Raw genomic sequence first — 14,135 nt, forward strand, 5'->3', positions numbered from 1 at the left:
CAGCGTGACGCGGATGCCCGTTCCGGATGACACCATGATCAAGAATCCTATCTATTTTTCGTTGCCGCGGCAGTTCTATCTCTTCCAAGGCGGGATCATATTTGGGTATTTTGCATTGCGCCTGATGGTCCTGGGCACGTCGTGGTGGTGTCTTGCAAAAACGCACAGCACCGTGGCGCTCGGCTCGGTCATTTCCGCGTCCGTGCTACTCGAACTGCTCGCGGTTCCGCTCGCGGCGCCGCTCGGCGATCGCTTCGGCGCAAAGCTGATCAAAGTCACGTTCGCGATCCAAGCGCTGTGCCTGTTCATGCTCGCGTCGGCCGCGCTGTTTCTGAAGACGTTCAGCCTCGTCGCCGTCGTGCCTCTATTGGTGATCTCGCAACTCGCCGACGCCGCGCGGGATCCTCTCGCGGACTCATTGCTTCCGCAACTAATCGGTAACGACGCACTGGTCGACGGTGAGCGCGTGCGTCGGGCGCTTGGCACGCTGTCTCGAATCCTCGGGCCGGTTGTCGGGGGGGCGGTTACTGCGATGATGGGGCCGTCCATCACGCTGTATCTCGCCGCAGCGGCGCTGGTCGTCGGCGGTTACATGTGCATGGCATCCGACGCGGGACGCCCGCGCGCTCGTGCCCAAGTGGGGGCTACGTCGCGCAAGTCCAGCGGATGGGTCCGAGAATTGGCGCATGGTTTCCTCAGCGTGATCGCGATTCGGACCGAGCTGGCGATCGCGTTCGGCAACTCGTTCCTGACGGTCGCCGTAAGCACGTTCATGTTGATCGCGCTGCCCCAGCTCGCGCAGGAGACGCTCGGCGCATGGGTAATGGGCGCGGTCGACGGTGCGTTTGGATGCGGCGTCTTCGTGGCCGCGACCCTCGTCGTGAAACCGTTGAACGGACGATTCGGCCGTTACGGCACGGTGGTCCTCGGCTTGCTAATGCACGTTGCGGCGTTCGTCGTGCTGTTCGCGTGTGCGAGGGTCGTGCCCTTGGTGGTGGCCGGCGGCTTCGCGCTCGGCTTCGCGTCGGTGCTCGTCGCGACCAATCTCACCGCGCTGCGTCTTCAAGCGACGCCGCCCGACTATCGGACACGCGTGATCGCCAACACCATGTTCATCTCGTCTATCTTTCTGCCGGGCGCCTTGTACGTCGCCGGCTGGGTCGCTCGCGGGTGGGGAAGCGGTGCGCTGCTGGGCAGCCTCTTCACTTGTGCGCTAGTCGCGACGCTTATCATCCCGTTCGCGCCGCATCTGAGGAACCTGCTAGGAAAGGACAAGCAGGAAGGCGCCTCCGATTATGCTGCATTGTTTCCGAAAGCCTTCGGCAATCACTCGTGGAGTGAATCTTGAAAGCATTGATCGTCAGCGGTAGCCATCGAGCACAGTCGCAAAGCGGCCGGGTGGCGAAAACCCTGTGTCAGCATTTCCTGCCTGCACATTTCTCCAGCATCACCATCCACGATCTAAGCGAAATGGATCTTCCGTTCTGGGACGAGGCGGTATGGGACGACGCATCGCCGTGGGATGCGAAGCTCGAGCGGGTACGCCGCGATCAGCGCGAAGCCGACGCGCTGATCTTTGTTTGTCCCGAGTGGAACGGGATGGCTCCGCCGCGCTTGAAGAACTATTTCTTGTTCGGCGATACCGGCAGCCTTGAGGACAAGCCAGCCCTTATCGTGGCCATTAGCGCAGGGGTCGGCGGTGCGTACGTCGTATCGGAACTGCGGTCGAGCGGCTACAAGAACACGAAACTCTGCTACATCCCTGAGCACGTGATTATTCGGGACGTCGAGAACTCACTCACAACGGCGCCGCAGTTCGCCGGCGATCCGATCGCTGAGCGTTGCCGTTACGCGATCCGGAAGCTCGCGCGCTATGCGGACGCGTTGTCCGAGGTCAGGTCCCAAGGAAGCGAGCCCGGCGCTTACCCGTACGGCATGTAGTGAACTACGCGCAAGCGCTCCGGCCGCGCGGCATGCGCGAAGTACGACGGTAGCCAGCATGCCACGCGACGTGGCCATCGATTGTCGGCCGATTCTTGCCGACCTTGGAATGCACGGTGTCCTATGAAGAAATCCGCAACCATCAGGTCGATGGTGACGCTGCCGCTCGAGTTGCCGGGCGGCGGCGTCTCGTCCGGCAAGATCGTGAGCTTTTCGGGGCTCCACGATAGGCTCGAACATTTCGCATTGGTGCTGGGTTCGCCCGATCCGCTGTGCCCGCTGGTTCGTGTGCATTCAGAATGCGTGACCGGTGACGTGCTCCGATCGATCCGGTGCGACTGCGGCCCTCAACTGAATGAGGCGATCCAGTGTCTGCACGACGCGGGCGGCTACCTGTTGTATCTGAGGCAGGAAGGGCGGGGAATCGGCCTGTACCAGAAACTTGCCGCGTATCGTCTTCAGGACGACGGGCATGACACGTTCGAAGCGAACCGACTGCTCGGCTTTCGCGACGACGAACGCGAGTACGGGAGTGCGGCGGCGATGCTCGTGGCCCTGTCCGTGTCACGGATCCGCTTGTTGAGCAACAACCCCGACAAGCAGGCGCAGCTCGAGGCGGCGGGCATCATCGTCGCTGAGCGGATACCGACGGGTGTATTCGTCGCCGAGCACAATCGGCGCTATCTGGAAGCGAAGGTGCGGGTCGCGCACCACACAATAAGCATGGACAATCCGGAGGTGATCAGATGATCGCGCATCGCTCTCCCATCAGCGGCGTAGCCGCATTCGGCGGACGCTTCGTCGCGACGGCCGGCTACGACAACCAGGTGATCCTATGGGACGCGCTTACCCAGCGCGCGCTGGGCCGCGGGTTGCACGACCATTTGGCGAACCAGGTCGAGTTCAGTCCGGACGGCCGATATCTCGTTAGCGCGTCGAGCGACCACACCGCACGGGTATGGATGCTTCCCGATATGAAACTGCACGCGGTGCTGTCCGATCACGTCGACGACGTGGAGATGGCAGTGTTCCACCCGGATCGCGAACTAATCGCGACCGCATCGCGCGATCAGCGGATCATGGTCTACAACCTAACCGGCAATCTGGTGCGCTGCTTCAATGGCCATCGCGCCGACGTAATCTCGGTCGTGTGGTCGTCGTGCGGCGACTACCTGATTTCGTCGAGCGACGACGGCACCGTCAAACGCTGGTCGCTCGACACCGGCGAACTAGTGACCGACGTCGACGTGGGCGGCGTCGAAACAGACACGATCGCGATCGACGCAGCGGGCGGTATTTACGCGGGCAACGACGAGGGCAATATCGTAGTAATCCGCAGCGGTCGCGTCGAGACGATCCGCGCACATGCGGCGGGTATCAAGCGTCTAGTGTACAACTCGCGTGCGAAGCTGCTCGTCAGTCTCAGCTATGACCGCACACTGTGTGTATGGCACGTCGGCGAGACGCTCGACAAGATCGCCACGGCGTTACTGCCCGCAGAGATCTGGGCCCGCTCGTGCGCGTTCATCGACCGCGCCACACTGGCATTCGCGACGTTTGGCAACTCCTATGCGGTGTATCACATCGACACCGGTAGCTGGGACCTAACCCGCGTCGGACCGACGGCTGGCGTTAACGCGGTCGCGCTGCACGACGGGCACCGGCTGACGGTCGGCGACAGCGGTGTGTTCGCGATCGATGGCCAACCGGTTACGCATCTCGGCAGCCTGTGCAACTTCATCACGCCAACCGATGGACACATCCTCACCGGCGGCCAATTGGGGCAGGTGATGAACGCGCTGACAGGCAGAGTGCTCTATCAGCATCATTCGCCACTCAATTGCGGCGTCGCGTTCACGCGCGACGGGCATGCGCATGCACTAATCGGGACCTATACCGGTGAAGGCCTCGTATTCAGGATGGCGCAGGACAGCGGGGCCGTGCTGGTCGGGATCCTGCGGCTCCATACGAACGCCGTCAAGTCTGTCGCGGTATCCGACGGTGTCATTTTCTCAGTGTGCGCCGACCGGGGCGCCGCGTGGTTCTCGGTCGATACCCTTGATGAGATTGGCCGGGTTGACGACGCACACGACCGGATCGCGAACGGCGCCGCGCCGTTGCCGGACCGTCGCTTCGTGAGTGTAAGCCGGGACCGAAAGATGCGCATCTGGCGGGAGCAGCACATGGAAACGCTTGATACGCCACATGAACATTCGATCAAGTGCGTGGCTACGTCGCGCGACGGGCGCTACATCGCGAGTGGTTCCTATTCCGGCGTCGTTGCGGTGTTCGATGTGATCGACGCGCGCTGGGTCGCGACGGTACGCCCGACGACATCTGGCATTTCGTCGATCTGCAACGGACCAGCGACCGGCACGTTCCTGATGAGTTCGTACGACGGACACGTATACGAATTGGATGTTGCTGCTGAAATTGTGCAGGGCGAGTCGCATGCGCAATCCGAACTTGCTTGATCCGCGGACCGCGATGGGTTTGCCCGGCCGATTCCACGACCGACTCGGCCGTAACCTGCTGTCTGCGCATGAGGATCTGGTCGAATGCGATGCGGTGCAACTGATCGAAGTGCTGGAGTCGATCTCGGCGGATCGCCAACGCCGCTTCGCAGCGGGGCTGATGCTCGGGCTGCGCGGCGATCCGCGCATATCGGTCGAACGACCACAGATGATCCGGCTGGCCGGCGGGCGGGTGACGCTCGGGTTGAGCCGGCACGAGGTCGAGCGGGTGGTGGCGCAATGGGCGCATCACGGCGTGCAGCGGGAATGGATCCTGAAGGAGTGTCCTGAGTATGAGTGCGACGTCGCGCCGTTTGCGCTGGCGCGGTTTCCGGTGACAAACGCCGAATATCGCGCGTTTCTCGAGGCGACGCACAGCGACCTTCTGCCGACTTCATGGCAGTTTGGCATGTATCCGGCGTGGTTCGCCAATCATCCCGTCTGGACTGTTCCGCCGGCCGCCGCCGACGCGTATGCGGCGTGGCTGAACGAGCGGACCGGGCGGCGGTTTCGGCTGCCAACCGAAGCTGAATGGGAGTACGCCGCGTCGGACGGCGGACGGCGCGAGTATCCGTGGGGCGACGAGTTTGATCCGGCGTGCGCGAATACTGCCGAGGACGGGCCGTTGTTCACAAGCCCGGTCGGCATGTATCCGCGAGGACGAAGCGCCGCTGGGATCGACGACATGGGCGGCAACGTAGAGGAATACACGGCCGACGACTACGCTGTCTATCCGGGTGGCGAAACGATTGATGACGATCTTCTGCGCATCTGCGGCACCTATCGCGTTGCGAGGGGCGGAAGCTTCACGCGGTTCGGCGACCTCGCGCGATGCCGGCGCCGGCACGGATGGTATCCGGGCGCGATCTATGCGATGGGATTTCGCTTGGCGGAAACGCTCTAGTAGGGTGGTAATCCCCCCGCAGAACCGGCGGGATCAGAAGTAGAATTTTCTCGTTGAGGGAGTTCTACAGAATGAAGAAGTCGAGATTCACGGACAGCCAGATCATGGATGCGCTCAAGCGCGTGGAGGCGGGGCTGGCGGTACCGGACCTGTGCCGGGAACTGGGCATCAGCACGGCGACGTTCTACAAATGGCGCTCGAAATATGGTGGCATGGATGTGTCGCTGATCGCACGGATGAAGGAACTGGAGGCTGAGAATGCCCGGCTGCGCAAGATGTACGTCGAGGAGAAGATCAAGGCAGAGATCGTCGCGGAGGCACTCGCAAAAAAGGGCTGAGGCCATCTCGCCGGCGCGAGATGGCCAAGCATGCGGTGTCCAGTCGAGGCGTGTCGATCCGGCTGGCATGTGAGGCGTTCGGGAACAGCCAGACTTGCTATCGGTACGCCAACGTGCGCGATGCCGAGAACGACGAGATTGCGAACTGGCTGCTGCGTCTGACCGACAACCACCGGAACTGGGGCTTCGGGTTGTGCTTCCTGTACCTGCGCAACGTGAAGAGCTTCGGCTGGAATCACAAGCGGGTGTACCGGATCTATCGCGAGGTGGAGTTGAACCTGCGGATCAAGCCGCGCAAGCGGCTGGTCAGACAGGTACCTGAGCCGCTGGCGGTACCGTCTGCCGTCAACCAGGTCTGGTCGATGGACTTCATGCACGACCAACTGGCCGATGGGCGCAGCATCCGGCTGTTCAACGTGATCGACGACTTCAACCGCGAAGCGCTCGGAATTGAGATCGACTTCTCCTTGCCGTCGGAGCGGGTGATCCGTGCGCTACGGCAGATCATCGGTTGGCGTGGCAGGCCGAAAGCGATTCGGTGTGACAACGGCCCCGAGTACCTAAGTGCAGCGATCACCGAATGGGCCCGGCAGTACGACATCAAGCTCGACTACATCCAGCCGGGGAAGCCTCAGCAGAATGCGTATGTCGAGCGATTCAACCGGACCGTGCGATACGAATGGCTGTCGCAGTACCACTGGGAAGACTTGGACCATGTGCAGCGCTTCGCGACCGACTGGATGTGGACTTACAATCACGACCGCCCGAACATGGCCCTGGGCGGATTTACGCCGAAGCAGCGGCTGGCCATGGCCGCTTAGTTTCTACTTCTGAACCCCGTGGAAAACGGGGGGATTACCGGGTACTTATTGACACATTGCATCTGGTGCCCAATATGTCAACGATCCTAGTACGCTCGAAAAACATTGACAACAGTCGGTCTTGCCTGTTAGTTGGAGATCAGTCGCTTGTTATTTACAGTGATGATGCCGGTCATCTTAAGACCAGCGAATTGAACGCGGTGCCGGACGGCTCGCGGCCGACACGTTCCCACAGCTCGTCGCCCAGCAGTTGAAACGCGAGCGTGCACGCGAACAGCTTCGAGATGCTCTGGATCGAGAAGCGCTCGTGCGCATCGCCGACCGTGTAAACGTTTCCGTCGAGCGTCACGACGGCCATCCCGAACTTGTCGGCGGGCACTTTCGCGAGTTCGGGAATGTAGTCGGCGACCCGGCCCTGGCCGATCCAGGGGGCGAGTTCGGTGTGGATGCGTTCAAGAATCGTCTGGTAATTCATCACGTCAGGCAGGGTAGAAGCAGAGCCGGGATTCCGGCGAGCCCGTATGGAACCGTCCCGGCGTCGATTCGTCAAGCGCGGCCGGAATCCCGCCCTTATTTTCAAGACCGCCAAACAGGTGAGCGGCGGGCGCAGTATCATGCGGTACGTTTCGGCCGAGGGCCGGCGTCCGGCACCCGCCGGCGCCCCCCGCGGCTTCCTCGATGATCCGACCGCCGCCCATGTCTTTTCGCATCCTGCTCGTCGAAGACGACACCCGCTTGTCCACGCTGATCGCCGGCTACCTGCGCAAGAACGACTATGAAGTCGACACCGTGCTGCATGGTGACGCCGCGGTGCCGGCGATCCTGTCCATTCGTCCCGATCTCGTCATCCTCGACGTGAACCTGCCGGGCAAGGACGGCTTCGAAATCTGCCGCGAGGCGCGCAAGCAGTACGACGGCGTGATCATCATGGTGACGGCGCGCGACGAACCCTTCGACGAGCTGCTCGGCCTCGAATTCGGCGCGGACGACTACGTGCACAAGCCGGTCGAGCCGCGCATCCTGCTCGCGCGGATCAAGGCACAACTGCGCCGCGCGCCCGCGCGCGCGGCCGAGAGCACCGCGCCGCAGCCGGAGCGCTACGCGTTCGGCAAGTTCTCGATCGACCGCACCGACCGCACCGTCGTGCTGCCCGACGGCAGCACGCCCGATCTGACGTCGGCCGAATTCGACCTGCTGTGGGCGCTCGTGTGTCATGCGGGCGAAGTCGTCAGCCGCGACGATCTGATGCTGCAGTTGCGCGGCGTCGAATTCGACGGCCTCGACCGCACGATCGACGGGCGCATCTCGAAGCTGCGCCGCAAGCTGCGCGATGACGCGAGCAACCCGCAGCGGATCAAGACGATCCGCAGCAAGGGTTATCAATTCAGCAAGCACGCGTGGGAATGACGCCGCGCTCGCGCGACGCCGTCACGTTCCGCGCGGGCATTCCGCCCGCCGGCCGGGAGCCGCGATGATTCGACGAACCCGTTCGCACCCCGATGCACCGCCGTTGCCGACGCTGCGCTACGTCAAATGGCGCTGGCTGCATTTCCGCCGCGCGTGGACCGACACGCGCGCCGACCGCATTCCGAGCTGGTCGCGCCTGTACGTGCGCACTTACCTGCATCTGCTCGGCCTCGTATTGCTCACCGCGCTGGTGCCCGCGCTCGCGCTGTGCGTCGTGTTGTCGCCGCAGGTCGTGTGGCACGCGTTCGACGCGTTGCCGGGCGACATCTGGATCGTGCTGGCGTTCGTGTTCACCGCGCCCGCGCTCGCCGCGTACCGGTGGATGCGGCCGGTCTGGTCGGATCTCGTGATGGTGCGCGAGCGTGCGATCGACTTCACCGGCGGGCGTTTCAACACGCGCGCCCGCGAATCGCACAGCGTGATCATCGGCCCGCTCGCGCGCACGCTGAATGCGCTCGCGATGCGGATGGAGCGGCTGATCGCCGCGCAGCGCGATCTGACGAACGGGATCTCGCACGAACTGCGCACGCCGCTCGCGCGCGTGCGCTTCGCGCTCGAAATGCTGCGCGAACCGGGTTCGGCGGCCGAATACCAGGGTGCGCTCGAGAGCATCGCGCAGGACGTGACCGAGCTCGAGGAGCTGATCGACATGAGCCTGACGTACGCGCGGCTCGAATACAGCTCGCTGCAGTCGAACCTCGAGATGACCGCGCCGGTCGCGTGGTTCGAGCACCAGGTGAACGACGCGCAACTGCTGTATCCGGACCGTACGATCGAGGCCCGCGTCGCGATCGGATCGGATCTGCGCGTGAAGATGGACCGGCGGCTGATGTCGTATGCGATGCGCAACCTGCTGCGCAACGCGAGCAAGTACGCGAACGCGCGGATCGTCGTCGGGATCGCGCTCGTGCACGGCAACATCGGGATCTTCGTCGAGGACGACGGCCCGGGCGTGCCCGAAAGCGAGCGCGAACGGATCTTCGACGCGTTCGTGCGTCTCGACCGTCGCACCGGCGGCTACGGGCTCGGCCTGTCGATCACGCGGCAGGTGCTCCACGCGCACAACGGCCGGATCGCGGTCGTCGATCCGGTCGAGCTCGGCGGCGCGCGGTTCGAGATCAGCTGGCCGGTCTAGCGCGACGTCGCGCGATGCTCGGCACGCGGTAATCGTGAAGGCGCAGGCTGCCGGCGAGCGCGCAGGGCGCGACGCCGCCACGGACGCCGCCGAAGCGGCATCCGCGCAGGCTCAGTAGGTGCGGCCGAGCTGCAGGTAGAAGTTGCGTCGGCCGCCCGGCGCGAGCGCCACGCCGATATAGACGGGCCCGAACGCGGTCGACAGGCTCGTGAAGAACGTATAGCTCTGCTTGAGCGCGCCGCCGCCGATCTGCTGGCCGCTCGACCACACGTTGCCGACTTCCGCGCTGGCGCCCACCGACAGCGCCTTGATCGGCGACGCGTTGAACGTCATCAACTGGTTCATGTACGTGATCTGTCCGTACGCGAGCTCGTTGCCGTTCAACTGGTCGGCCGCATAGGCGGACAGATGCTGGAAGCCGCCCAGCGTGAAGTTGAACGCGTTGATCAGGTTGGTGCCGCCGATGCTCTTGCCGCCTTCGATCGTCGCGCTGACGCTGTGCCGGCCGAACTGCTGCGCGATCATCGCCTTGCCGTAGATCTCGGTATAGGGCGCGTTGTTGATCCCGTCGTCGAATACCTGCGCCGAGCCGCCGTTGCGCGACACGAGCGAGCGCTCGACCCGCAGTTCGCCGAAATAACCCTTGCGCGGGAACATCGGATCGTCGAGCTGATCGATGACGAGCCGCGCCCGCGCGATCAGCGCCTGCGACGTGAAGCTCGGCCACAGCAGGCTCTGGCCGCTGCCGTCGTCGAACGGCAGGTTGTAGGTCGGCGAGCCGTGCCCGGTCACGTAACCGAGGCCGACGCGGAAGTCGCCGAGCCGCGCGATCGGCAGGCCGAGGTCGATCCCGGCGCGCGCCGTCTGCATCAGGTACTGCGTGATCTTCACGTCGCCGGAGTCGTCGTACAGGTTCGCGTAGCGACGCTGGTATTCCGCGTACGGCGACAGGTACACGCCGTACGCGGTCGACAGCGGCTGGCGCAATTCGACGCGCGCCGACTGCAGGTCGCTGCCGATCGTCGTGTCCGCGCGGAATTCCAGCCCCGACTCCGTGAGCCACGGCCGCCGGTAGCCGACGTGCAGGCGGAAGCCGCCCTCGTCGGTCGAACTGCTCGACATGCCGAGCCCGAACAGCAGGAAGTTGGGTCCCCAGTACTTCTCGCGCGCGTCGATCTCGAGCACGTTGTCGTCGCCGCGGCTCACGATCTGCTGCGTGACGCTCTCGAAGTTGCCGCCCGTCGTGAGTCCGAGCAGATCCTGGCTGACGGTCTTCGGATCGTAGATGTCGCCGGGTTTCACGTGCAGCGCGTTGCTGACGACGCGCTTCGGCACGCCGCCGCTGGTCTTGATGTCGATGCGCGTGATGCGGATCGGCGGCGGCAGCGGCTGCGCGTGCGCGGACCGGTAGGCCGCGTACTGTTCCGGCGTGAGCGCGAAGCGCCGCAGCTTCGGCAGCGCCGCGGTCGCGGCGATCTCGCCGGCGGCGATCGCCTGCTTCGCGTTCTGGAAATCGGTGAACGCGAGCGCGCCGAGGTCCGGCGTGAGCAGCACGTCCTGCGCGTCGAGTTGCTTGCGCTGCGCGGTCACGTTCTGGCGGATCAGGATGCCGACCATCTGCTGCATCACGTCGGCCGGCGACGCGAGCGCGTCGAGCGGGCGCAGTTGCGAGCCGATGTCGACGGCGATCACGACGCTTGCGCCCATCTGCCGCGCGGTGTCGACGGGCAGGTTGCTGACGAGCCCGCCGTCCACGAGCGCGCGCCCGTTGATCTCGGCCGGCGCGAACAGGCCCGGCATCGCCATGCTCGCGCGAATCGCGAGCGGCAGCGAGCCGTGGTCGAGCACGACCATCTGGCCCGTCTGCAGGTCGGTCGCGACCGCGCGGTACGGGATCGGCAGCTGGTCGAACGGCTGGTTGGTCGGCACGGCGGCCGTCCAGTTCGCGAGCAGCGCCTGCAGCCGGTTGCCCTGTACGAGGCCGACCGGCGCCTTGACGCCTTTCTTGCCGAAGCCGAGCGTCAGCCCGTTGATGTACAGGCGTTCGTCTTCGCGGCTGGTTTGCGGCAGGTCCGCGCGGTCCGTCACGTCGAACGCGATATCCGCCAGGTTGACCTCCGACAGCCGCTTCTGCATCTCGTCGGCCGCCATCCCGCTCGCGTACAGGCCGCCGACCACGGCGCCCATGCTGGTGCCCGCGATGCAGTCGATCGGAATCCGGTTGTCCTCCAGTACTTTCAGGACACCGAGGTGTGCGTAGCCGCGCGCGCCCCCGCCGGACAGCACGAGGCCGATCGACGGCCGGCCGGCCGGGCCGCCGTCGGCCGCGCAGGTGTGCGCCGCCGCAGCGGGTGCGGCGGGCGCGGGCGCAGCCGGTGCGTTGACGGCAGCGGCAGCGGTCTGGGCGGCGGCGGGTTCGGCGGCCGGCAGCGGTTGCGCGGCGACCGTGCAGCACCAGAAGGCAACGAGCGTCGTGCAGAGCGGGCGCACCGGCGCCCAGCGGAAGGAAACGGTCGCTGTCATGGTGAACATACCTGGCGTGATCGTGCGTCTGAGGCCTGCCGGGAGCAGGCAAGACCGAGAGATTACCGTGTTTTACAGGCCCGACGCGAGCGGCCGTTGCGTGGCCGGACGTGCCCGAAACGCCCCATCCGGTCATTCCGTCGCGAAAAAATCATCGGAATTGCCTAAAGTATCGGAACGATTTGCCGCTAAGCTCGTGATGGGGCGGCATGGACGCGCGGCAAAATGTGCGGCGCGGCTGTCCCGGCCCGTTCCCTCACAAAGGTTTGATATGTCGACACCGCTGTTCGGAAAGTTGTTTGCGCAACCCGTTGCGATCGACCCGGGAACGGCGAGTACGCGAATCTATACGCACGAACGCGGCGTGGTGCTGAACCAGCCGTCGGTCGTCTGCTTCCGCAAGGGCGGCGCGAGCGACGCGCGGCCGACGCTCGAGGCCGTCGGCGAGCTCGCGAAGGCGCTGCTCGGCCGCGAACCGGGGCATCTCGAAGCCGTGCGGCCGATGCGGCACGGCGTGATCGCGGACGCGCACGCGGCCGAGCAGATGATCCGCAGCTTCATCGACATGTCGCGCACCCGTTCGCGCTTCAGCCGCCGGGTCGAGGTCACGTTGTGCGTGCCGTCCGACGCGACGGCCGTCGAGCGCCGCGCGATCCGCGAGGCCGCGTTCGCGGCCGGCGTATCGGAGGTCGAACTGATCGAGGAATCGCTGGCGGCCGCGCTCGGCGCGGGTTTGCCGGTGACCGAGCCGGTCGGCTCGATGGTCATCGACATCGGCGGCGGCACGACCGAAGTCGCGGTCGTCGCACTCGGCGGCATCGTCTACCGCGAGGCGATCCGCGTCGGCGGCAGCCAGTTCGACGCGGCGATCGTCAACCACGTCCGCAACCTGTACGGCGTGCTGCTCGGCGAACAGACGGCCGAGCACGTGAAGAAGACGATCGGCTCGGCCACCAGCGCGGTGCCGCGCACGTCGACCCGCGCCGTCGGCCGCAGCATCGGCGACGGCCTGCCGCGCTCGGTCGAGCTGTCCAATCACGACGTCGCGGACGCGCTGGCCGCGCCGCTCAAGCAGGTGATCGGCGCGGTGAAGTCGGTGCTGGAAAACGCGCCGGCCGAACTCGTGACCGACATCGCGAATCGCGGCGTGGTGCTGACCGGCGGCGGCGCTTTGCTCGCCGATCTCGAACGCCTGCTGTACGACGAGACCGGGCTGGTCGCGCGGATCGCCGACGAGCCGGCCACCTGCGCGGTGCGCGGCGCCGGCGAGGCGATGGGGCGGCTCGCGATGTGCCCGGCCGATTGAGCCGGGCGGTGCTGCCGGCCGCGGCCCGGCGCACGCCTTCACATTCTTTCGATCTCCCAATGGCCGGCCTGCTCGGCCGGCATCGGTCCATCGCATGGACAGGCGCGGGCGCGCCGTGCTAGCGTGACGCGCCCGTTCGGGGCCGGGCCGGCCGACGCGCCCGACGACACCTGAGAGACCGAATACCTTGAAATATCGAACCAAACGGGGCTTCGCGGCCCGGGCCGGCCGCGTGCTGGCCGTCGTCGCGTGCGTCTGGGGCGCTGCGGCGGCCGCGATCGTCGTCCATGGCATGCGGATGCCGAGCGACCCGGCGGACGTCGCCGTGATCTTCGGCAACGCGCTCGACGCAACCGGCGCGCCGAAGCCCGTGCTCGCGGCCCGGCTCGATGTCGGCGTGCGTTGTTACCGCGCGGGGCAGTGCCCGGCGTTTCTGGTCAGCGGCGCGATCGACGGGCCCGGGCTGAACGAGGCGACGGCCATGCGCGACTACCTCGTCGCGCGCGGCGTGCCGGCGGACCGGATCGCCGTCGACGACCAGGGCGACAACACGCTCGCGACCGCGCAGCACACGCTGGCCTACCTGCGCGCACATCGCCTGTCGCGCGTGCTGATCGTCAGCCAGTATTACCACCTCGCGCGGGCGCGCCTCGCGTTCGAGCGCGTCGGCATTGCGCGGTCGAACATCTCCGCCGCGTATCCGCGCCGCTTCCAGTGGCGCGACGTCTATTCGAGCTGGCGCGAGGTGCCGGCCTACGCGGTGTATGCGGTGCGGTTGTGGATCAATCCCGATGCGCGGCCGGTGTCGTTTCGACCGATGCTTTATCTGATGAGCCTGTTTTCGTGACGGGGCGGCCCGGAAGCGCGCGCTTCCGGTGCGGGCGGTTTCGTCGTTACTCCGGTTTCCTGTCGTCTCGCGCCGGCCGCGCGACTGTCACAGGCGCCGAATAAATAATAACGATTCGCGTTTCAGATGCCTTGCGAGGCTGAAAATCAAAACAATTTCGCCGACAGTTCCATAATCCAGCTCCGATCGATTTATTAAGCGGATGTTGGTTATCTAAATGGATCATTCATCGCGGTGAAAATATTGCACTGCAAAAATCCACGTGTATTGAATCAGGGCGATATATCGGTGTTTCCACCGATGCGGCACAACCGTTGTCTTTGCGAAAAATCAAGGAAAG

11 protein-coding genes and 1 pseudogene are annotated in these 14,135 nt (G+C 65.1%); 10 read left to right on the forward strand and 2 right to left on the reverse strand.

Annotated elements, in window-relative coordinates:
• The first annotated feature begins 34 nt into the window (after positions 1–34).
• The 6 genes from KR541_RS23650 to KR541_RS23675 all read left to right on the forward strand — a co-directional run bounded on the left by KR541_RS23650 (position 35) and on the right by KR541_RS23675 (position 6,517).
• On the forward strand, positions 35–1,348 hold the full coding sequence (locus KR541_RS23650) for an MFS transporter (protein WP_176016975.1): 1,314 nt from the start codon (positions 35–37) through the stop codon (positions 1,346–1,348).
• A complete protein-coding gene (locus KR541_RS23655) occupies positions 1,345–1,941 on the forward strand; it encodes an NADPH-dependent FMN reductase (RefSeq protein WP_176016976.1) in 597 nt (198 codons plus the stop codon). The genes KR541_RS23650 and KR541_RS23655 overlap by 4 nt, the downstream gene beginning before the upstream one ends.
• Positions 1,942–2,091: 150 nt before the next feature.
• The gene (gene ribA / locus KR541_RS23660) at positions 2,092–2,691 is read left to right on the forward strand and encodes a GTP cyclohydrolase II RibA (protein WP_239468995.1); all 600 of its coding nucleotides are present in this window, start codon (positions 2,092–2,094) and stop codon (positions 2,689–2,691) included.
• Positions 2,688–4,415 carry a WD40 repeat domain-containing protein gene (locus KR541_RS23665; RefSeq protein WP_216089826.1) on the forward strand — a complete coding sequence of 576 codons (1,728 nt, stop codon included), beginning with the start codon at positions 2,688–2,690 and terminating at the stop codon, positions 4,413–4,415. Before ribA ends, KR541_RS23665 begins: the two co-directional genes overlap by 4 nt.
• On the forward strand, positions 4,393–5,358 hold the full coding sequence (locus tag KR541_RS23670; protein WP_124631583.1) for a formylglycine-generating enzyme family protein: 966 nt from the start codon (positions 4,393–4,395) through the stop codon (positions 5,356–5,358). Before KR541_RS23665 ends, KR541_RS23670 begins: the two co-directional genes overlap by 23 nt.
• A 71-nt stretch (positions 5,359–5,429) precedes the next feature.
• Positions 5,430–6,517, forward strand: a protein-coding gene (locus KR541_RS23675) for an IS3 family transposase (protein ID WP_216089827.1) whose coding sequence is annotated in 2 segments (ribosomal slippage) — positions 5,430–5,691 and positions 5,691–6,517 — 1,089 coding nt in all. Because the reading frame shifts where the segments join, the coding sequence is not laid out codon by codon here.
• Positions 6,518–6,698: 181 nt separating this feature from the next.
• On the opposite strand, the pseudogene KR541_RS23680 reads toward KR541_RS23675, so the two are convergent.
• Positions 6,699–6,992: pseudogene (locus tag KR541_RS23680) on the reverse strand (glutaminase); the annotation flags it as partial.
• Between the two features lie 221 nt (positions 6,993–7,213).
• Here KR541_RS23680 and KR541_RS23685 point away from each other — a divergent pair.
• Positions 7,214–7,924 carry a response regulator gene (locus KR541_RS23685; protein ID WP_006498855.1) on the forward strand — a complete coding sequence of 237 codons (711 nt, stop codon included), beginning with the start codon at positions 7,214–7,216 and terminating at the stop codon, positions 7,922–7,924.
• 64 nt (positions 7,925–7,988) lie between these two features.
• Positions 7,989–9,119 (forward strand): ATP-binding protein, encoded by a 1,131-nt coding sequence (locus KR541_RS23690; protein WP_050018221.1) that lies wholly within the window; start codon positions 7,989–7,991, stop codon positions 9,117–9,119.
• A gap of 111 nt (positions 9,120–9,230) precedes the next feature.
• Here the strand turns inward: KR541_RS23690 and KR541_RS23695 are convergent, their stop codons facing one another.
• Positions 9,231–11,642, reverse strand: a complete 2,412-nt coding sequence (locus KR541_RS23695) for a patatin-like phospholipase family protein (RefSeq protein WP_124681403.1) — start codon at positions 11,640–11,642, stop codon at positions 9,231–9,233.
• Positions 11,643–11,913: 271 nt separating this feature from the next.
• Here KR541_RS23695 and mreB point away from each other — a divergent pair, with 271 nt between their 5' ends.
• Positions 11,914–12,948: a rod shape-determining protein gene (gene mreB / locus KR541_RS23700; RefSeq protein WP_050018222.1), complete on the forward strand. Its 1,035-nt coding sequence runs from the start codon at positions 11,914–11,916 to the stop codon at positions 12,946–12,948.
• 187 nt (positions 12,949–13,135) lie between these two features.
• Positions 13,136–13,795, forward strand: a complete 660-nt coding sequence (locus KR541_RS23705; protein ID WP_050018223.1) for a YdcF family protein — start codon at positions 13,136–13,138, stop codon at positions 13,793–13,795.
• The last annotated feature ends 340 nt before the right edge of the window (positions 13,796–14,135 follow it).

The organism is Burkholderia sola (genome assembly GCF_905400185.1).
GTDB lineage: Bacteria > Pseudomonadota > Gammaproteobacteria > Burkholderiales > Burkholderiaceae > Burkholderia > Burkholderia sola.